14 protein-coding genes, 3 tRNA genes and 2 pseudogenes are annotated in these 19,194 nt (G+C 64.1%); 15 read left to right on the top strand and 4 right to left on the bottom strand.

Annotated features, from left to right (window positions below; genetic code table 11):
• Positions 1-110: 110 nt before the first annotated feature.
• A tRNA-Arg gene (locus CU_RS07020) sits at positions 111-184 on the bottom strand.
• A 103-nt stretch (positions 185-287) separates the two neighbouring features.
• On the opposite strand from CU_RS07020, the gene CU_RS07015 reads away from it, so the two are divergent.
• The 6 genes and pseudogenes from CU_RS07015 to CU_RS06990 all read left to right on the top strand — a co-directional run bounded on the left by CU_RS07015 (position 288) and on the right by CU_RS06990 (position 7,495).
• Positions 288-2,588 carry a bifunctional copper resistance protein CopD/cytochrome c oxidase assembly protein gene (locus CU_RS07015; RefSeq protein ID WP_012360639.1) on the top strand — a complete coding sequence of 767 codons (2,301 nt, stop codon included), beginning with the start codon at positions 288-290 and terminating at the stop codon, positions 2,586-2,588.
• Between the two features lie 337 nt (positions 2,589-2,925).
• The gene (locus CU_RS07010) at positions 2,926-3,435 is read left to right on the top strand and encodes a single-stranded DNA-binding protein (RefSeq protein WP_231837631.1); all 510 of its coding nucleotides are present in this window, start codon (positions 2,926-2,928) and stop codon (positions 3,433-3,435) included.
• Positions 3,436-3,653: 218 nt separating this feature from the next.
• A complete protein-coding gene (gene ettA, locus CU_RS07005; RefSeq protein WP_012360637.1) occupies positions 3,654-5,324 on the top strand; it encodes an energy-dependent translational throttle protein EttA in 1,671 nt (556 codons plus the stop codon).
• Positions 5,325-5,381: 57 nt separating this feature from the next.
• Positions 5,382-6,407: an LLM class oxidoreductase gene (locus CU_RS07000; protein WP_012360636.1), complete on the top strand. Its 1,026-nt coding sequence runs from the start codon at positions 5,382-5,384 to the stop codon at positions 6,405-6,407.
• A gap of 79 nt (positions 6,408-6,486) precedes the next feature.
• Positions 6,487-6,669: pseudogene (locus CU_RS06995) on the top strand (RtcB family protein); the annotation flags it as partial.
• A gap of 28 nt (positions 6,670-6,697) precedes the next feature.
• Positions 6,698-7,495: a hypothetical protein gene (locus tag CU_RS06990; protein WP_231837630.1), complete on the top strand. Its 798-nt coding sequence runs from the start codon at positions 6,698-6,700 to the stop codon at positions 7,493-7,495.
• Here CU_RS06990 and CU_RS06985 read toward each other — a convergent pair.
• Both CU_RS06985 and pepN read right to left on the bottom strand, forming a co-directional pair.
• A pseudogene (locus CU_RS06985) lies at positions 7,492-7,893 on the bottom strand (globin); the annotation flags it as partial. The gene CU_RS06990 and the pseudogene CU_RS06985 sit on opposite strands and share 4 nt — an antisense overlap.
• Before the next feature lie 186 nt (positions 7,894-8,079).
• Positions 8,080-10,746: an aminopeptidase N gene (gene pepN, locus CU_RS06980; protein ID WP_012360632.1), complete on the bottom strand. Its 2,667-nt coding sequence runs from the start codon at positions 10,744-10,746 to the stop codon at positions 8,080-8,082.
• A gap of 88 nt (positions 10,747-10,834) precedes the next feature.
• Between pepN and CU_RS06975 the strand changes: the two genes are divergently transcribed.
• The 8 genes from CU_RS06975 to clpX all read left to right on the top strand — a co-directional run bounded on the left by CU_RS06975 (position 10,835) and on the right by clpX (position 17,191).
• A complete protein-coding gene (locus CU_RS06975) occupies positions 10,835-11,539 on the top strand; it encodes a mycothiol-dependent nitroreductase Rv2466c family protein (RefSeq protein WP_012360631.1) in 705 nt (234 codons plus the stop codon).
• Positions 11,540-11,544: 5 nt separating this feature from the next.
• Positions 11,545-12,018 (top strand): ribose-5-phosphate isomerase, encoded by a 474-nt coding sequence (locus tag CU_RS06970; RefSeq protein WP_012360630.1) that lies wholly within the window; start codon positions 11,545-11,547, stop codon positions 12,016-12,018.
• 118 nt (positions 12,019-12,136) lie between these two features.
• A tRNA-Gly gene (locus CU_RS06965) sits at positions 12,137-12,211 on the top strand.
• Positions 12,212-12,329: 118 nt separating this feature from the next.
• Positions 12,330-12,403, top strand: a tRNA-Pro gene (locus tag CU_RS06960).
• Positions 12,404-12,739: 336 nt separating this feature from the next.
• The gene (gene tig, locus CU_RS06955) at positions 12,740-14,302 is read left to right on the top strand and encodes a trigger factor (RefSeq protein ID WP_041628496.1); all 1,563 of its coding nucleotides are present in this window, start codon (positions 12,740-12,742) and stop codon (positions 14,300-14,302) included.
• Between the two features lie 249 nt (positions 14,303-14,551).
• A complete protein-coding gene (locus CU_RS06950) occupies positions 14,552-15,124 on the top strand; it encodes an ATP-dependent Clp protease proteolytic subunit (RefSeq protein WP_173362360.1) in 573 nt (190 codons plus the stop codon).
• A 3-nt stretch (positions 15,125-15,127) separates the two neighbouring features.
• Positions 15,128-15,748 carry an ATP-dependent Clp protease proteolytic subunit gene (locus tag CU_RS06945; protein ID WP_012360627.1) on the top strand — a complete coding sequence of 207 codons (621 nt, stop codon included), beginning with the start codon at positions 15,128-15,130 and terminating at the stop codon, positions 15,746-15,748.
• Between the two features lie 168 nt (positions 15,749-15,916).
• On the top strand, positions 15,917-17,191 hold the full coding sequence (clpX, locus tag CU_RS06940) for an ATP-dependent Clp protease ATP-binding subunit ClpX (protein ID WP_012360626.1): 1,275 nt from the start codon (positions 15,917-15,919) through the stop codon (positions 17,189-17,191).
• A 90-nt stretch (positions 17,192-17,281) separates the two neighbouring features.
• On the opposite strand, the gene CU_RS06935 is transcribed toward clpX, so the two are convergent.
• Positions 17,282-18,052, bottom strand: coding sequence for a hypothetical protein (locus tag CU_RS06935; RefSeq protein ID WP_012360625.1), 771 nt, complete (start codon positions 18,050-18,052; stop codon positions 17,282-17,284).
• A gap of 132 nt (positions 18,053-18,184) precedes the next feature.
• Here CU_RS06935 and CU_RS06930 point away from each other — a divergent pair, with 132 nt between their 5' ends.
• On the top strand, positions 18,185-19,189 hold the full coding sequence (locus tag CU_RS06930; RefSeq protein ID WP_012360624.1) for a malate dehydrogenase: 1,005 nt from the start codon (positions 18,185-18,187) through the stop codon (positions 19,187-19,189).
• Positions 19,190-19,194: the final 5 nt, after the last annotated feature.

Raw genomic sequence — 19,194 nt, 5'->3', positions numbered from 1 at the left:
ACCGCAGCAAGACACACGGGCATGCGTCGGAGGTGAGCGTTTAAGAACCGTGCTGGGTCAATCCTAGGTCACCGGCGGCAGCGAGGTAGCCGCCCCTTAAAAGCAAAAAGCGCCCCCGGCAGGATTCGAACCCGCGACACATGGGGTAGAAACCCACTGCTCTAATCCACTGAGCTACGGAGGCATGCGGCGAGCGTTTTCCCGACCTGCGGGCGCTGCCACGCACCATAGGTTAGTTGATGCCTGGGGAAATGGTAATCACCAGGTCGGGGGGTATTGTGTGAGACATGTCTGCGCCCGTGAAGAACGCCGCCGCCCCCGCGCAATCGGGGAGCGGTGCACAGAAACTAGGCCCGCCGATCCTCGTCTACATTGCCGCCGCGCTCGTGGCTGGCATCGTCGGCGCCGTCATCAGCGTTGAGTTCTTGGGCGAGTCCCTCGCCGCCCTCGGCGTGCCGGATCCGGGCACCGCGACGACCTTCGGTCTGCCCTTCCTGCGTTCCGCCGCCACCCTGATCGGTTGCATGGGTGTGGGCGGGTTCCTGATGAGCGCCTTCGGCGCCCCGCCGCGCAAGGACGGCTACCTGGATTACGACGGCTACGCCGCAGCCCGTACCGGCCAGTGGGGAATGTTCCTGTGGGCCGTGTGCGCTCTGTTCCTGATTCCGTTGTACATGTCCGATGTTTCGGGCTCGCCGCTGAAGGAAACCCTGAAGCCAGATCTGTGGGGTGTGGCGATTCAGCAGGTCTCCACGGCAAAGGCCTTCCTTGCAGTGGCGATCATCGCTGGCCTGACCTGGTTCTTCTCCCTGCTGACCCGCAAGTGGATCTGGCAGCCGGTCTTCCTGGCCCTGGCGCTGTGCACGATGATCCCCCTTGCGCTGGATGGGCACTCTGCCTCGGGCGGTAACCACGACTTTGGCGTGAACTCCCTGCTGTGGCACGTGATGGCCACCGCTGTGTGGGTTGGTGGTCTGATGGCCCTGGTCGCGCACGCGAAGCGCCGCGGCCCACACCTGGCGCTGATTACGAAGCGCTATAGCTTCGTGGCCTTCTGGGCTTTCGTCGCGGTGGTTCTCTCCGGCCTGGTGAACGCTGCGATCCGCGTGCGCTTCTCCGAGTGGCTGACGACCGACTACGGCCTGGTCATCACCGCCAAGGCGGTGCTCGGCATCGTCCTGCTGGTGTGTGGTTACCTGCACCGCAAGTCGGTCATCCCGAAGCTGGAGGCCGCCGAGGGGGAGGGCGGCAGCTCCACCGCCGAGGCGCGTAAGGCGTTTAGCCGCCTGGCTATCGGCGAGGTCCTGGTCATGGCGGGTGCTATCGGCGTGGCCATCTCCCTGTCCCGCATTCCGCCCCCGCTGCCGCAGCAGATCGAGATCACCACGATGGACATCCTGCTGGGCTTCCGCATCACCGAACCGCCGAACTACCTGCACATGTTCGGCATGTTCCGCCTGGACTTGATCTACGGCGTGGGCGCGATCATCCTTCAAGTCCTGTACATGTGGGCCTGGTTCACGCTGCGCAAGAAGGGGCAGGATTGGCCACTCAACCGCCTGCTGTGGTGGACTGCCGGCAACGTCTTCCTCCTCTACGCCACGAGCTCCGGGCTGGGCATGTACGCGATGGCGATGTTCTCCCCGCACATGCTGCAGCACATGATCCTGGCCATGGTGGTCCCGATCTGTTGGGCGCTCGGTGGCCCGATGACCCTCTTCCTGCGAGCACTTCCCGCCGCCGGTCGCGATGGGGTGCCGGGGCCGCGCGAGTGGCTGGTGGTGTTCATCAACAACCCGATTTCGCGCTTCTGGACCCACCCCATCGTCGCGGGCATCCAGTTCGTCGTGGGCTTCTACTGGCTGTACCTGTCCACCCTCTTCGACTGGATGGGCAGCAACCACTCCGGCCACCTGTTCATGATCGGGCACTTCCTGATCTCCGGGTACATCTACTTCTGGGTGATCATCGGTGTGGACGCCGCCCCGCGCCACATCTCCGCGTTCAATAAGATGCTCGTGCTCTTCGGCTCCGTGGTTTTCCACGCCTGGTTCGGCATCGCCCTGATGCAGATGCGCAGTCCGATGAACGCGGACTTTTACCAGCGGCTGGACTTCCCCTTCGCGTTGGACATCCTCCACGACCAGTGGGTGGGTGGCGCGATCGCCTGGGGCCTGGGCGAGCTGCCGCTGCTGATCGTCTCCATCGCCCACGGTGTGCAGTGGTACCGCTCCGAGGACCGGGAGGCGAAGCGCTACGACCGTCACCAGGACCGCACTGGTGGCCAGGACCTGCAGGCCTATAACGCGATGTTGGCCAGCATGGCCGGCGAGGGCGGGGACTTCGGCGAGAAGGAGTACTACACCGCCGACTACGAGACCGAGTCCGTGCAGAGCCAGCTGCACACCGAGAAGCAGCGTCGCCGCAAACAGGTCCGCCGCCGCAAGGGGCAGAAGTTCACCGATCTGCCGTCCCCGGAGTACGGCGCGAACATCCCGGGTGCTTATGGCCAGGCCCCGCGGTCGCAGCGCCCGGCCCCGGACTCCGGTACTAGGTCCGACGACGCTTCCGCCGAGGACGCTGACTAGCCCCGTCACCGTTTCTTTCGAGGACGTCACCAGCCCCGCCTGGTGGCGTCCCTTTCTTTGTTATTCACTGTGGCCTGCAGGGCAATGCGGCGGACATGTCACGGCGGGCACGGGCCGTCAAGAGCCATGTGAGTGGCTCTGTGGACTTCTCACATGCCGGGAACGCTATCCACAGCGTGGGTTCGCGAATCAGGTGTGCTGGCCGGGGCATTCGGTAAACCAATGGCTACGCGCCGCGGCAGAATCCGCGGCGTGGTGCTCAAAGAAGGACCTACCGGCGGGGGAGCTAACTGCCGGTGGGGGACAAGCAATTCACGCGAAGAAGGAGTGGTCCACGATGAGCAGCCAGATGGCAACGATTCACCTCACCGGAAACATGGTGAGCAACCCGGAGATGAAACACCGCACCGAGGACGCGGCGATGGCCGTGTTCCGCATGGCGGTCAACCACCGATATCAGGACCGTCACGGCCAATGGGTGGACGGCAGTCCCACCTTCGTTACCGTGCAGTGCTGGGGGAAGCTGGCCCAGAATGTGGTGAGCGATGGTTATAAGGGCATGCCGGTCGTGGTGGTCGGTCGGCTCTACCAGTCCACGTGGACGGCGCAGGATAGCGGGGAGAAGCGCTCTGCGTTGCGTATCCGGGCCAGCCATGTGGGCGCAGACATGGGCCTGCGCCGGGTGACGGTCACACGCGAGGAGCCGGTGGGTAATAAGCAGCAGTCCGATCAGGACGGCGACGATGTGGCCTCGTCGCAGGCCGAAGACACTGCGGCAGAAGACGCCGCACAGGGAAGCGAGAACGAGGAGCGCGAACTGGTCGGTGCGGCAGCGCCACCGTTCTAAAAGCAACTTGTGCTTGGGGGCTGCGGAATAGGGGGATCCGCAGGTAGCCGGGGAGACAATGGCCGGGGCGAAAGGGGGCGCCCCGGCCTTTGGTCTTGCAGTAGGAGATGAATCAGGGAGGGCAGCAGCGGAATCTTGAAATCGGTGCCGAACACGTAGACTATGGGGCAGCGATTTATCGAACTTTTTCTTCAACGGAAAGGCTGAAGTAGTTCACCGTGGGCGAATTTATTTACACGATGAAGAACGTGCGCAAGACGCACGGCGACAAGGTCATCCTCGATGACGTCACGATGATGTTTTACCCGGGCGCCAAGATCGGCGTCGTGGGACCAAATGGCGCCGGTAAGTCCTCGATCCTGAAGATCATGGCCGGCCTGGATCAGCCCTCCAACGGTGAGGCCTTCCACGACCCGGGCGCGACCGTGGGCATCCTGCAGCAGGAGCCACCGCTGAACGAGGAGAAGACGGTCCGCGAGAACGTCGAAGAGGGCCTGGGCGACATCTTCGAAAAGAAGCAGCGCTTCGAGCAGATCGCCGAGGAGATGGCGACCAACTACACCGATGAGCTCATGGAAGAGATGGGCAAGCTCCAGGAGGAGCTCGACGCCGCCGACGCCTGGGAGGTCGACTCCAAGATCGAGCAGGCCATGGAGGCCCTGCGCTGCCCGCCGTCCGACGAGCCGGTGACCAACCTCTCCGGTGGTGAGCGCCGCCGCGTCGCCCTGGCGAAGCTGCTGCTCTCTGAGCCGGACCTGCTGCTCCTCGACGAGCCGACTAACCACCTGGACGCCGAGTCCGTCCTGTGGTTGGAGAAGCACCTGGCCGACTACAAGGGTGCCGTCCTGGCCGTGACCCACGACCGTTACTTCCTGGATCACGTCGCAGGCTGGATCTGTGAGGTCGACCGCGGCAAGCTCTACCCCTACGAGGGCAACTACTCCACCTACCTGGAGACCAAGGCCAAGCGCCTCGAGGTCGCGGGTAAGAAGGACGCCAAGCTGCAGAAGCGCCTGAAGGAGGAGCTGGCCTGGGTCCGCTCCGGTGCCAAGGCCCGCCAGGCGAAGAACAAGGCCCGCCTCGAGCGCTACGAGGAGATGGCAGCGGAGGCCGAGCAGTACCGCAAGCTCGACTTCGAGGAGATCCAGATCCCGACCCCGCCGCGCCTGGGCAACCAGGTCGTGGAGGTCAAGAACCTCACCAAGGGCTTCGGCGACCGCGTCCTGATCAAGGATCTCTCCTTCACCCTGCCACGTAACGGCATCGTCGGCGTTATCGGCCCGAACGGTGTGGGTAAGACGACGCTGTTCAAGACCATCGTTGGTCTGGAGGAGCCGGACTCCGGCGAGGTCAAGGTCGGCTCCACCGTGCAGCTGAGCTACGTGGACCAGAACCGCGAGAACATCGACCCGGAGAAGACCGTGTGGGAAGTCGTCTCCGACGGCCTGGACTACATCGTCGTCGGCCAGAACGAGATGCCGTCCCGCGCATACCTCTCCGCATTCGGATTCAAGGGTGCGGACCAGCAGAAGCCGTCCAAGGTGCTCTCCGGTGGTGAGCGCAACCGTCTGAACCTCGCGCTGACCCTGAAGCAGGGCGGCAACCTGATCCTGCTGGATGAGCCGACCAACGACCTCGACGTCGAGACCCTCGGCTCCCTGGAGAACGCGCTGCAGAAGTTCCCGGGCTGCGCCGTCGTGATTTCCCACGACCGCTGGTTCCTGGACCGCACCTGTACCCACATCCTCGCCTGGGAGGGCAACGTTGCTGAGGGCCAGTGGTACTGGTTCGAGGGCAACTTTGAGGACTACGAGAAGAACAAGGTCGAGCGCCTCGGCCCGGAGGCGGCACGTCCGTCCCGCGTCACGCACCGCCGCCTGACCCGCTAAGCGCTTTAACTCGTTCAGCAGGGGCTTTAGCGCTCGCGCTGTACTAGCGTGGGCGGTATGACCCCGCTGCGTTCAATCTCCGATACCCCCATCACCGAGCTGCCTGGCTACCAGCGCAACTTCGCGCCCGGCAGGCTTTCGGTGGGGCTTTCCCTGCCCATCGGGCGCCGCGACAGCGAACGCCCCACGGAGGTAGCCCACCCAGCAGGACCGGGGAGTAGTACAGAACCCGCCGCCGACCTCGCCGAACAGCTACGCCTGATTCGTCTCGCCGAGGACGGCGGCTTTTCTGCTGTCTGGGCGCGCGATATCCCCTTGAGCGTGGAGACCTTCGGCGACGACGGGCAGGTCTACGACCCCTGGATGTACCTGAGCTACATCGCAGCACGGACCTCGACAATCGCGCTGGGAACCGCAGCGATCGTCGTCCCTTTCCAGCACCCCCTGTTGATGGCCAAGCGGGCCGCAAGCCTGGACCGACTCAGCTGCGGGCGCTTCCTCATGGGTATCGCCACCGGCGACCGCCCGGAGGAATTTCCCGCATTCAACCAGGAGCAGGGTGCCAGGGACGAACGTTTCCGCGAGCACCTCGCCGTCTACACCAAAGCACTGCGCACGAGCATGCGTCCGATCCGCTGGTCCGAGGGAAAGGTCGGCGGCGCCGAGGTGCTTCCGAAGCCCACTGCCCACCACGTGCCCGTGCTGGCCACCGGCTCCTGTCAGCAGAGCCTGGAATGGAAAGCCGAGCACACCGACGGCTGGTTCATGTACCACAAGGGACTCGCCATCCAGCAGAAGAACGTCGACCAGTGGCGGGCAGCTGTCGTCGACACTTGCGGGGAAGGAAGCTTCAAACCCTTCCTGGAGGCCATGTGGATCGACCTGCACGAGGATCCGGACGCCCCAGCCCAGGGCGGAACCTTCGGCTACCGGCTAGGGCGAAATACCCTGGTCTCCCTGCTGATCTCCCAACGAGAGATCGGGATCAACCACGTCAGCATCAACCTGCTGGGCTCCACGCGCCGGGCTGGCGAGCAGATTGAAGAGATTGCCGAGTACGTCCTGCCGAAGGTGAACGGATAACACCCGAGGGACGAAGCGACGTCCCGAGAAGGTCAGAAACCACAGTTCACCGGAAGAAGAAAAGAAACCAGTGACGACGAAGCGCTATACCGCCGAGGACCTTGACCAGCGGATGTCGGGCATCGTCTACCGGCCGGGCGCGGCGTGGGTGGACGAGATCCCGGACGCCTATAAGCCCATCGATCAGGTGATGGCGGACGCCCGCGACCTGGTCGAGGTCGTCCACGAGCTGCGCCAGGTGCTGAACCTCAAGGGCACATAGCCGCGGGCGTGTGGTTAGGCTGGTGGCCATGACTGTGCAGCTGAGAATGGTGAATAAAGCCCCGCGCTCCGTGGCGCGTCGAATCGCAAGTGTGGCGGAGCGGGTACTGAGCATGGACCCCGAGTCGCTCGCTCGGCTGCGCCCGTTGCCGGATGGCTTGGACATTTTCTTCTCGACGCCGTTGGGCTGCGCGCTCAGCCAGCGCCTTCCGGGGGCGGGGCTTAGCGGAAAGGACGACGACGGCGATTCGACCGTCGTGCGGGCCGCCGCGCTGAAGGATGCGCTGCAGCAGTGGGCCGATTCCGCAAGCACTGATGCCGGGGCACGAGAGTCCGAAGCTACCTTCGATCTGGGTACCGGCGTGGACATGATGTGGCTGGGTGCCCTGCCACCCGTCAGTGGCTTTCAACTGGTGGATTGGGTGCCCGCCGAGGTGCTGCGGGAGGTGTACCGCGAGATGGAGGAGGAGCACGAGCTGCGCGGCGGACCCGCGGGGCTCGCCCCTTCGATGCTGGACCAGGAGCTCGTGGAGGTCACCAGCGAGGCCGAGAACAACGCTGACCAGCACGGCGCTTCCGAGGAAGACCGGACTGGAAATACGGCCGGGGGAGCAGCGCCCCAGCTGGTTAACATCACCGGCCGAATGGTCGCCACGGCCGGGGCGACGGGTGTCATCAGCCCACCGCCAGCTGCTCTGCAGAAGAAGTACCCGGGGCGCCAACTCGACGTGGTGCGCGTGGCCGCCACCGGGTCGTGGATCCGGCTGGACGGGGTCTTCGGCACCCTCTATGCGCCGCGTCCCGGGGGACTGGCGCGTCTGCCTTAGGCGTCCCAGGAGCGCCCGGAGCGCATGGTCGGCTCGTTGACCAGCATCTGCGCCACCCGCTCCATGTGATCCCACATCGCGGCCCGGTGCTCGGCCGGCAGGGTCTCTTCGTCCACGGTCTCCATGGCGTTGGCCATGAGCTCCAGCCACCGGTCGCGAGCCGCTTCGTCGATGTGGAACTGGGCGTGGCGCATCCGCAGGCGCGGGTGGCCACGCTTCTCGTTGAAGGTTTCCGGCCCGCCCCAGTACTGTGCGAGGAACCAGCGCAGCCGGTCCTCAGCACCCGCCATGTCGTCGGCTGGGTACATCGGGCCAAGGATGTCGTCGCCCTTCACCTGCTTATAAAACTCGGACACGATGGTGCGGAAGGTATCCTCGCCACCAACTGCATCATAAAAAAGTGCCCATTGTTCCTAAACTTTTCCTCTCTGGGGTGGCAGTCATTCGGGCCACCCATCGGTGCACGCGGACGGGGCCGGAGTCCCCGCCCGCGGCTGGTTCTTTCCTCCCGAGACTAGCGTTTTCCCGGCTGTTGCCGCGGGCCGCTCAATCTCGATCTGGCTCCGGTGCCACGTACTAAGCCACTACGTGGCGGAGTCGAAGGCCTGGGCGGCCTTAGCGCGAGCCACCCGGTCGCGGCCCTCTCGCAGGGTGCGGCGCAGTCCGGCCGGAGTATCCGGGGCTTCGATCAGCTCGGCGACCTGGCGGTCCGTCTCCTCGCTGAGATCCCAGGCCGGGTAGATGCCGGAGAGGGTGCGCAGCGCCATCTCCGGGCTGAGCTCCTCCCACAGGCGGGCGGCATTGGCCACGTAGCTCGACGCAAAGGTCTGCAGCAGCTCGCCCTGACCGATCCGGGTCAGTCCGGCCATGCGGTGGCGTAGCGCGAGGTTGGAGAGCTGCGGGCCACGCTGCGTGATCTCCTCCCACACCGCGGCCTTGACCTCGGCGGCCGGGACGGCAGAGCGGGCCTCCAGCGCCAGCATCGCACCCGACGAGGACGCATCGTGGGTCTCCTCCTCGGCGATCCGCGCGGCCACCTGCTCTTCGGTTTCCCCGCTTTCGTCCTGGCTGGCGGCCAGGGCGATGAGGAACTGCCAGCGCAGGTCCTGGTCGATCTCCAGCCCTGGTGCATAGTGCGCCGCATCCCCGCCGAGCAGCTCCTGCAGGATCTCAGCGGACTCGCCGTTGTGGACGCTGTGCGCAAACGCGCGAGCAAAGGCCAGCTGTGCCTGGCCCGTGGTCTCCTTCATGCCGCGCAGGAAGGCCTCGCGCAGTAGCGCCCAGCCCTGCTCGCGCCAGTCAGGCGCAGCGTAGGTGCTCACCGCCACGCGGGACTGCGCGAGGACCTGCTCCAGCACCGCCATCTCGGTTTCCGCGACAGCACCACGTGCAACTAGTGCCACGAAGTCGCGGGCCTTCATCTGCGCATTTCGGGTCATGTTCCAGGCCGCGGACCAGATCAGGGAGCGTGGCATCGGATCGGCGATCGCGGTGATGTTTTCGGTTGCCACCTTCAGGGAGTCGGCGTCGAGCTCGATGAAGGCGTAGCTCAGGTCGTCGTCGTTGACGATGACGAGATCGCCCGCCGGGGTGCCATCCAGCTCTGGGATCGCGGTGGTCGATCCAGCGACGTCGGCGTCCACGCGGGTGATTCGGCTGAGTTGCCCGTTCCCGTCGGTGCGGTAGATGCCGATGCCGATGCGGTGGGTACGAGTTTCACCCGCGCCAGGGGCTGCCCCGTTCTGCTCGATGGCGAAGTTCTGATAGGCGCCATCGACGGCCTCGAAGCTGGCCTTGAGAGTGTTGATGCCGGTGGTCTTCAGCCACTGATCCGCCCAGTCGGACAGGTCCCGGCCACTGGAGCGCTCCAGCGCGGAGAGCAGGTCGTCGAAGGTGGCGTTCTCCCAGGCATGCGCCGCGAAGTGGGTGCGTACCCCGGCGAAGAAGGCCTCCAGTCCCACGTAGGCAGCGAGTTGTTTGAGCACGCTTGCGCCCTTGGCGTAGGTGATGCCGTCGAAGTTGGCGTCCACGGTGACGATATCGGAGGCATCGGTGAACACCGGGTGGGTGGTGGACAGCTGGTCCTGGGCGTAGGCCCAGGCCTTTTCCTTATTGCCGAAGGTTACCCAGGCAGTGTCGAAGCGAGTGGCATTCGCCTGGCTCATGGCGGCGGACCAGGTGGCGAAGGACTCGTTGAGCCACAGGTCATCCCACCAGGTCATCGTGACCAGATCGCCGAACCACATGTGCGCCAGCTCGTGGAGGATCGTGTCCGCGCGGCGCTCGTACTCATAGTGGCTGGCCGCAGAGCGGAAGACGTACTCGTCGCGGATCGTCACCACGCCCGCGTTCTCCATCGCGCCCATGTTGTACTCCGGGCAGAACACCTGGTCGTACTTGTAGAAGGGATAAGCGATGCCGAAGTGCTCGGAGTAGTAGTCGAAGCCCTGCTTCGTGACTGTGAACAGCTCTTCGGCGTCCAGGTGCTCGGCTAGGGATTGGCGGCAGTATAGGCCCAGCGGAACGGTCTGAAAACCGCTGTTCTGGATCTCGCCGCGGGTGCGCGCCTCGACCAGTGCATCGTCGGAGGTCTCCGGGTGAGCGGTGATCTCGCCGTGCCATTCGTCGGTGACCTCGTGCCACGGGCCAACGCAGAAGGCGATCAAGTAGGTGGACAGCCGGTAGTCCACCTCCGCGCGGTGGAGCACCGTGTCGCCCTCGGTCTCGGCGGAGACGACGTTATTGGTCACGACTCGCCACGGCTGCGGGGTACGCACGCTCAGCGAGTAGGTGGCCTTGATATCCGGCTGGTCGAAGCAGGCGAAGACACGCTTGGCGTCGGCGGTCTCGAACTGGGAGTAGAGGTAAATATTGCCGTCCGCGGGGTCCCGGAAGCGGTGCAGTCCCTCGCCCGTGACGGAATAATCGCCCAGCGCGTCCACCACCAGCTGATGGTCGCCCTCAGCAAGATCGGCAAGGACGATGCCCGCGGTGGCGTCGTAGTCGCCGGTCCCGATGGCTTTTTCGGTGATGTCCGCTCCATCGAGGTGGACGGAATGCACCTTGCGCGCCCGGAAATCCACGAAAGTGGAACCAGTGCCGGATCGGAAGTCGATCGTGGTGCGGCTCGGGAACTGCTCGCGCTGCATATCTTCACCGGCGGAAAGATCCAGCTCCACGGTGTAGTGGACATTGGAGATCAGCTCGGCGCGGGCCTGAGCTTCAGTCTGAGTGAGATTCGTTGAGGTCATGCGCTCCACCCTACGCCCGGGCCCGGACACGGATTCTCGTTCTTGAGGACGAGGGCGTCGTCGTTAACAAAAGTGGGGGACCGGAGAGATGTATACAGTGGCGAGAAGAAGAAAAGAAGCAAAAGGAAAGGAGCCCGCCGTGGCAACCACGAACGAGCTGAACATGTACTTCGACGTCACCTGCCCCTTCGCGTGGGTGACCAGCCGTTGGCTGCTGGAGGTCGAGAAGGTCCGCGACGTGAAGGTGAACTTCATCCCGATGAGCCTGTCCGTCCTCAACGACGGCCGCGACCTCGACCCCGCCTACATGGACCGCATGGAGGCGGCCTGGGCACCGGCGCTCGCCGCCGCCGCGATCTACGCCAAGCACCCGGACCAGATCGCCGATTACTACACCCTGATGGGCGAGGCCATCCACAACGAGAACCGCGGTGAGCGGGATTACATCGGCTGCTACGACGACCTGATCGCTGAGGTCGTGGAGAAGCTCGACCTGCCGGAGGGCTTCATCGACCGCATCGGATTGCGTCCCCACGCCGAGAACGCATTCCTCGACGAACTGAAGGAAACTCACCGCCGCGGCCTCTCCCTGGTTGGAGACGAAGTCGGCACCCCGATTGTGGACATCGACGGCCGTGGCTTCTTCGGCCCTGTGCTGACCCGCGTGCCGACGGGGGAGCAGGCAGGCGAGCTTTTCGACGCCTCCGTCACCCTGGGTAGCTACCCGCACTTCTTCGAGCTCAAGCGGACCCGCACGGAGAATCCGAGCGCCACGGAGACTGCGGTAGGCTAAAGATCATGCGAATTTATCTTGGTGCCGACCACGCCGGTTTTGACATGAAAAACCTCATCGCAGACCACCTGAAGGCCGCTGGCCACGAGGTGATCGACTGCGGTGCACATACCTACGACGCGAACGACGACTACCCGGCTTTCTGCATCGAGGCAGCCCGCCGGGTCGTCGCCGACGAGGGCTCCCTGGGCATCGTCCTGGGTGGTTCCGGCAACGGCGAGCAGATCGCGGCGAACAAGGTACCGGGCGCGCGCTGCGCATTGGCCTGGTCCGTGGAGACCGCGAAGCTCGCTCGCGAGCACAACAACGCCCAGCTCATCGGCCTGGGCGGTCGCATGCACTCCGAGGAGGAGGCGCTGGCTATCGTCGACGCCTTCATCGCGCAGGAGTGGAGCGAGGCGGAGCGCCACCAGCGTCGCATCGACATCCTCGCTGAGTACGAGAAGACCGGCGAGGCTCCGGCCCTCCCGGAGGCCTAAAATCTTGGCTCACCCCGGTGGTGTCGGTTGGGTAGTTGACCGCGCCATCGTGTAGGGTGTCTATCCACAGCAAGCTTCGTGCTCACGCCGGGCCGGCATGATGCGAAGATTGCTTGCTGGGAACGTCGTATAGTGGCTAATACCTCAGCCTTCCAAGCTGAAGACGCGGGTTCGATTCCCGTCGTTCCCTCCACTCTGACCAGCGGTTATAGCGGGGGATTCCAGGCTGCACACAGCGGTTTGGACTTTCCCCAGGGCTAACGTATGGTTAGAGCGCACGCAACGCGAGCTTAGGTTCGCGAAAGTGTGGCCGGGGCATGGCGCAGTTTGGTAGCGCACTCGCTTTGGGAGCGAGGGGTCGCAGGTTCAAATCCTGTTGCCCCGACGGCAAAGGTTCACCCCTAGTCTTCGGACTAGGGGTTTTCTCGTATCTGGGGTAAGCCTTAAGTTCTAGGGGTGCTTGTTCAGGGGCGAACCGCAGAGCTTGATGATGGTCCAAAGCCATGCGAGGTAAGGGATCGCGCCGCGTCATTAACGGGCGGAGTGGTCAATTTTCCGTGATTTCCGCCCGGCGGAAACACAGCTGGTCTGGTGGCATTAGCCAAAACTAGGTGGGGGTGTGGTGACACGGAAAATCAAGACCCTATAAACTTGGTCGATGTCCAACGCTGACTGGCGACACAGGCCGTCAGCAACCATGAATACACAGGAGAGTGCACTCGTGAAGAGCTCTGTTGAAAAGCTCAGCGCTACCCGCACCAAGATCACCGTCGAGGTACCCTTCGACGAGCTCAAGCCGGAGTTCGACAAGGCGTATGCCTCCCTGAGCCAGCAGGTCAGCATCCCTGGCTTCCGCAAGGGCAAGGTCCCGGCGAAGATCATCGAGACCCGTCTCGGCCGCGGCGTGGTTCTTGACCAGGTGATCAACGAAATGCTGCCGTCCCGTTACAGCCAGGCCGTCGAGGAGCACGACGTCAAGGCTCTCGGCCAGCCAGAAATCGACATCACCGAGCTGAAGGACGGCGAGTCCGTCACCTTCACCGCCGAGGTCGACGTCCGTCCCGAGATCGAGGTCCCAGACTTCTCCGACATCTCCGTTGAGGTTGACGCCATCAAGGCCGACGACGAGGCCGTCGAGGGTGAGCTGAAGAACCTGCAGGCTCGCTTCGGCACCCTGAAGTCTGTTGACCGCAAGGTCAAGAAGGGCGACTTCGTCTCCATCGACCTGTCCGCCACCGTTGACGGCGAGACCGTGGACGAGGCCACCACCGAGGGCCTATCCCACGAGGTCGGCAACGACTCCCTCATCGAGGGCCTGGACGACGCCCTGGTCGGCATGAAGGCCGGCGAGGAGTCCACCTTCACCTCCAAGCTGGTTGCCGGCGAGCACGCCGACGAAGAGGCAGAGGTTACCGTCAAGGTTGATTCCGTCAAGGAGCGCGAGCTGCCGGAGCTGGACGACGACTTCGCACAGCTGGCATCCGAGTTCGACACCCTGGATGAGCTCAAGGACTCCCTGGCGACCCAGGTCGAGGAGCAGCTGAAGAACGGCCAGGCCGGCCAGATCCGCGATAAGGTCCTCGAGGCCGCGCTGGAAAAGGTCGAGGTACCGCTGCCGCAGTCCGTGGTTGACGAGCAGGTGCAGGGCCAGGTCCAGCAGCTCATCAGCCAGTTCGGTGGTGACGAGAAGGTCTTCGAGCAGATGCTCGCAGCTCAGGACATCACTCGCGAGAAGTTCGAGGAAGATGCTCGCGAGGCCGCTGAGGGCTCCGTCCGCACCCAGCTGTTCCTGGACGCCCTGGCTGACGTCGAGCAGCCGGAGGTCTCCCAGGAGGAGCTGATGGATCACATCGGCTTCACCGCTGCCCAGTACGGCATGGACCCGAACCAGTTCATCATGCAGCTGCAGCAGGCCGGCCAGATCGGCAGCCTGTTCGCTGACGTCCGCCGCGGCAAGGCTCTGGCGATCAACATCTCCAAGAGCTCCGTGAAGGACTCCGAGGGCAACGAGATTGATCCAAAGCAGTTCTTCGGCACCGAGGAGGAGTCCGAGAAGGCCGAGGAGGCCAAGAAGGACGAGAAGCCGAAGAAGGCCGCCAAGAAGTCTTCCGCAAAGAAGACGACCAAGAAGGCTGCCAAGAAGTCCACGGCGAAGAAGACGACCAAGAAGTCGACCGCTAAGAAGTCCACGGCGAAGAAGACCACTAAGAAGTCGACCGCCAAGAAGGCCGCATCCAAGAAGACCACGAAGAAGGCTGCAGCCAAGAAGAGCGAGGACAAGTAAGTCCCGCACACGCTAGCCGTCTGGATCGCCGCGCCTGACAGGCTTGGGCGAGCACCGGCGGCGTCGTGACACCGAAGCAACCGCTTCGACGCAGCACCCCTGGAGGAATACTCCGGGGGTGCTGTGCGCTTAAAGCGAACAGGGGCTTTTCATAGGGCACGACCCGAGGGTTAGTCGCTACTGTGGAAGCCACAAAGAATAAACCAATGAACGAAAAGGGGCACAATGAGCAGTCTTTCGAGCAGCCTCATGTCCGCCGACACGGCTGGGATGAACCTCAACGACTCGGTCTTCGAGCGTCTGCTGCGCGAGCGCATCATCTTCCTGGGTAGCCAGGTCGACGACGAAATCGCGAACAAGCTCTGCGCTCAAATCCTGCTGCTGGCAGCCGAGGACCCGGAGAAGGACATATCCCTGTACATCAACTCGCCAGGTGGCTCCGTCACCGCGGGTATGGCCATCTTCGACACCATGCAGTACGCGCCCTGCGACATCGCCACCTACGGCATGGGCCTGGCCGCGTCCATGGGCCAGTTCCTGCTCTCCGCGGGTACGAAGGGCAAGCGCTACGCTCTGCCGCACGCTCGCATCATGATGCACCAGCCTTCCGCTGGTGTGGGCGGCACCGCGGCCGACATTGCCATCCAGGCGGAGCAGTTTGCACACACCAAGCGTGAGATGGCGGAGCTGATCGCTGGCTTCACCGGCCAGACCGTCGAGCAGATTACGAAGGACTCCGACCGCGACCGCTGGTTCACCGCCGAGCAGGCCAAGGAGTACGGATTCGTCGACCACGTCATCAGCTCTGCGAAGGAGAAGTAAAGAATGAAGATGCCAGAATCGCGCTACATCCTGCCATCCTTCGTTGAGCACTCCAGCTACGGGGCGAAGGAATCCAACCCGTACAACAAGCTCTTTGAAGAGCGGATCATCTTCCTGGGCACCCAGGTGGACGACGCCGCAGCCAACGACATCATGGCCCAGCTTCTTGTCCTGGAGGGGCTCGACCCGGACCGTGACATCACGATGTACATCAACTCGCCGGGTGGTTCCTTCACCAGCCTGATGGCCATCTACGACACGATGCAGTACGTCCGCCCGGACGTGCAGACCGTGTGCCTCGGCCAGGCAGCCTCTGCTGCCGCCGTGCTGCTCGCCGCAGGCACCCCGGGTAAGCGCGCCGCGCTGCCGAATGCCCGCGTGCTGATCCACCAGCCGGCCTCCGGTGGTGTGCAGGGGCAGGTTTCCGACCTGGAGATCCAGGCCAACGAGATTGAGCGCATGCGCAAGCTCATGGAGACCACCTTGGCCCGCCACACCGGTAAGACCGAGGAGCAGATTCGCATCGACACCGACCGCGACAAGATCCTGGACGCCGAGGCCGCCAAGGAATACGGCATCATCGACCAGGTTTTCGAGTACCGGAAGCTCTCCGCTCAGGAGTAGTAGTCGATCGTTCCCGTGAGGCCCCGCCTCATGGTTTCCGCTACCGGGGCTGGTGAGCCCAGCCCCTCAATCCCCGCAGTGTTGCTCAGTCAGCGCAGCGGGGTTTTTGGGTAGTGTTGGATACCCGCCGTAGCACCACCAATTTCTCAGAAAGACTGGTTCTCACAGATGCAAGAAAGCGCAGAGCTGCTGAAGTGCTCGTTTTGCGGAAAGAGCCAAAAACAAGTCCGCAAACTCATCGCCGGCCCCGGGGTCTACATCTGCGATGAATGCATCGAACTCTGCAACGAGATCATCGAGGAAGAGCTGGTAGCCACCAGCGCGCAGGAACCGCAGGGCAAGCTGCCAACGCCGTCCGAGATTTCCGCTTTCCTGGACAAGTACGTCATCGGCCAGGACGACGCGAAGCGAACCCTCGCGGTGGCTGTCTACAACCACTACAAGCGCATTCAGGTCGAAGAGGCCAATGCACTGGCCCGCCGCAACGACGACGAGGTCGAGCTTTCGAAGTCCAATATCCTCATGCTGGGGCCCACCGGCTCTGGTAAGACCTACCTGGCGCAGTCCCTCGCGCGCATGTTGGACGTCCCCTTCGCCATCGCGGACGCGACCTCGCTGACCGAGGCCGGCTACGTGGGCGAGGATGTCGAGAACATCCTGCTGAAGCTGCTGCAGAGCGCAGACTTCGACGTCGAGAAGGCACAGCGCGGCATTATCTACATCGACGAGGTGGACAAGATCGGCCGTAAGTCCGAAAACCCGTCCATCACACGCGACGTCTCCGGTGAGGGCGTGCAGCAGGCGCTGCTGAAGATCCTGGAGGGCACGGTCGCCGCCGTCCCGCCTCAGGGCGGGCGCAAGCACCCGAACCAGGAATTCATCCAGTTCGATACGAAGAACGTGCTCTTTATCGTCGCGGGTGCCTTCGCGGGCCTGGAGAAGGTCATCGAGGATCGCCGCGGCAAGAAGGGCCTGGGCTTCGGCGCGGAGGTCACCTCCAAGAACGACCAGGTCAAGGACCCGTTCCAGTACGTGGAGCCGGAGGACCTGGTGAAGTTCGGGTTGATCCCGGAGGTCATCGGCCGACTGCCGGTGGTCACCCACGTCGGACACCTGGATGAGGACGCTTTGGTGCAGGTACTCACCGAGCCGAAGAATGCCCTCGTGCGCCAGTATCAGCGCCTGTTTGAGATGGATAACGTCCAGCTGGCTTTCGAGGATGGTGCGTTGCGCGAGGTTGCTCGCCAGGCGCTCGCCCGGGAGACCGGTGCGCGCGGGCTGCGCTCCATCATGGAGCGGATCCTGCTGCCGATCATGTACTCCATCCCCGAGGAGGAGGATATCGCCGAGGTGCTGATCACCGAGGCTGCCGCGAAGGGGGATGCAAAGCCGACTCGCCTGACCCACGAGGAGGTCGCCGAGCGGGATAAGCGCTCCGCCTAACGGGGGCGCAAAGGGGGGATAGGGCCTCTAAGGGGGGGGTAGTCAACCGCGCCCCACGTGGCGTATCGCGTGGGGACAGTTGGCGGAGGGCTACTCTTGCCAGATCTCTTCGGAGTCGTAGAGGCTCGCGGCAACCGACTCGCCCACAATTTCGGAGGGGGAGGAGTGGGTGTAGGAATTATCCTGATTGGTCCGCATCGGCGTGGTGAGGAAGGCGACGACGGCGTCGCAGGCTAGCTCAATGACCCCGGACTCGTTGTGCGCCTCGCGGACGTCCATCCCATAGAGCGCGTAGAAGGTGTTGCGGTGCAGGGTGGCGAAACCGGATAGTCCCAGGATGAGGAGGTAGACGTCTTCCGCGGAGACCCCGGTGCGGAATGCACCGAGGTCGTGGCCACGCAGGAGCGCGCGGTCGATCTGGAGAATGACGGGGGACTGTTCCAGCACGTCGATACGGTTCGGCACATCCGCCCGGTTGTAGAGATTCTCTGCGGCGACCAGGCGCATGGAATCCGGGTTGCGCTGCGCCCGGGCGAGCGTCTCGCGCACCAGGCGCCGCACCGCCTGCACTGGGGTGAGGCTGGCGATGTCGTCCTCAAACTTCTTCGGCTCGGCCGGCCACAGGGTCGCCAGGGCGTAGCGGAGCGCTTCCTCGTAGAGGTCTTGGTTATTACTCAGCAGCGCGTGCTTGGCGGGGAGGTTACCGGCGCGTTGGATCGCCACCAGCTGGGCCTTCGGGATATCCGTCCCATACTCCACGGCGATCGGCAGGGCGCACTCCATCGCTCGGGCATAGTCGACCGGATCGAGGCCGTACCTATGCGCCGAGTGAGGAAGATGGCGAGCTGAGTCGTCGGTCATGATTCCTCTCCGGTCGAAACTTTCTCTCCTCATCGTAATGACTGTTCGCGGGTAGGCTGGGGTCGGAAAGATCAATTGGGGGATATCGCCCCCGGTTGGTGCCCCCGATCCTGAATAAAGGCGGTTTCACTCATGGTTGATAACACTTCGCAGAACACCTCCGATGCCTTGAACGTGGCGGTCACCGGCGCAGCGGGGCAGATCGCGTACTCCCTGCTCTTCCGCCTGGCAGCAGGCGAGATCTCCCCGGGGCGGAAGGTGAACCTCCGACTCATCGAGATCGAGCCCGCCAAGCGAGCCGCGGAGGGCGTGACCATGGAGCTGAAGGACGCCGCGTTCCCGCTGCTCGGGGACGTCACCGTCCACACCGACGCCAGGGAGGGTTTCCAGGACGCCGACGTCGTCTTCCTGGTCGGTGCGAAGCCGCGCCAGAAGGGGCAGGAGCGTGCGGATCTGCTCGCCGCTAACGGTGCGATCTTCGGCCCGCAGGGTGAGGCGCTAGGCGAGGTCGCCCCGAATGCCCGCGTGCTGGTGGTCGGCAACCCGGCGAACACCAACGCCGCCATCCTCGCCGCACACGCCAAGGGCATCGCGCCGAACCGCATCACCGCAATGATGCGCCTGGACCACAACCGCGCGCTGTCTCAGGCCGCCGACCGCCTGGACGTCCCGGTTTCCGCGCTGTCCGGCATGGTCGTGTGGGGCAACCACTCGGCCTCCCAGTTCCCGGATGCCACCGCCCTGCGCGCGGCCGGCGAGCCGGTCTTCGAGAAGCTGGGCACGGAGTGGATCAGTGAGGAGTTCATCCCGCGCGTGGCCAAGCGTGGCGCCGAGATCATCGAGGTCCGCGGCCACTCCTCTGCAGCCTCCGCGGCCTCTGCCGCCATCGACCACATGCGGGATTGGCTGCTTGGTACCGAGGGTGACGAGTGGGTCTCCGTCGCGCTGCCATCCGACGGTTCCTACGGCGTGCCTGAAGGGCTGGTCTTCGGTTTCCCGTGCCGCAGCGTCAACGGCGAGTGGGAGATCGTCCAGGGGCTGGAGTTGGGCGAGGAGCAAAAGCAGCGCATCGCCCGCACCCAGCAGGAGCTGGAGGAGGAGCTGGCCGCCGTGCGCGAGGCTGGCTTCATCGACTAGCGGTA

Source organism: Corynebacterium urealyticum DSM 7109, from assembly GCF_000069945.1.
GTDB classification, from domain to species: domain Bacteria; phylum Actinomycetota; class Actinomycetes; order Mycobacteriales; family Mycobacteriaceae; genus Corynebacterium; species Corynebacterium urealyticum.
Note: the sequence above shows the minus strand (reverse complement) of the source record. Positions and strands in the feature narration are given on the sequence as shown.

Coding starts and splice junctions, on each gene's coding strand:
- CU_RS07015 (WP_012360639.1), top strand. CDS start 288: ATGTCTGCGCCCGTGAAGAACGCCGCCGCCCCCGCGCAATCGGGGAGC.
- CU_RS07010 (WP_231837631.1), top strand. CDS start 2,926: ATGAGCAGCCAGATGGCAACGATTCACCTCACCGGAAACATGGTGAGC.
- CU_RS06935 (WP_012360625.1), bottom strand. CDS start 18,052: ATGACCGACGACTCAGCTCGCCATCTTCCTCACTCGGCGCATAGGTAC.
- clpX (WP_012360626.1), top strand. CDS start 15,917: ATGCAAGAAAGCGCAGAGCTGCTGAAGTGCTCGTTTTGCGGAAAGAGC.
- CU_RS06990 (WP_231837630.1), top strand. CDS start 6,698: ATGACTGTGCAGCTGAGAATGGTGAATAAAGCCCCGCGCTCCGTGGCG.
- CU_RS06970 (WP_012360630.1), top strand. CDS start 11,545: ATGCGAATTTATCTTGGTGCCGACCACGCCGGTTTTGACATGAAAAAC.
- CU_RS06950 (WP_173362360.1), top strand. CDS start 14,552: ATGTCCGCCGACACGGCTGGGATGAACCTCAACGACTCGGTCTTCGAG.
- CU_RS06930 (WP_012360624.1), top strand. CDS start 18,185: ATGGTTGATAACACTTCGCAGAACACCTCCGATGCCTTGAACGTGGCG.
- CU_RS06975 (WP_012360631.1), top strand. CDS start 10,835: ATGTATACAGTGGCGAGAAGAAGAAAAGAAGCAAAAGGAAAGGAGCCC.
- pepN (WP_012360632.1), bottom strand. CDS start 10,746: ATGACCTCAACGAATCTCACTCAGACTGAAGCTCAGGCCCGCGCCGAG.
- CU_RS06945 (WP_012360627.1), top strand. CDS start 15,128: ATGAAGATGCCAGAATCGCGCTACATCCTGCCATCCTTCGTTGAGCAC.
- CU_RS07000 (WP_012360636.1), top strand. CDS start 5,382: ATGACCCCGCTGCGTTCAATCTCCGATACCCCCATCACCGAGCTGCCT.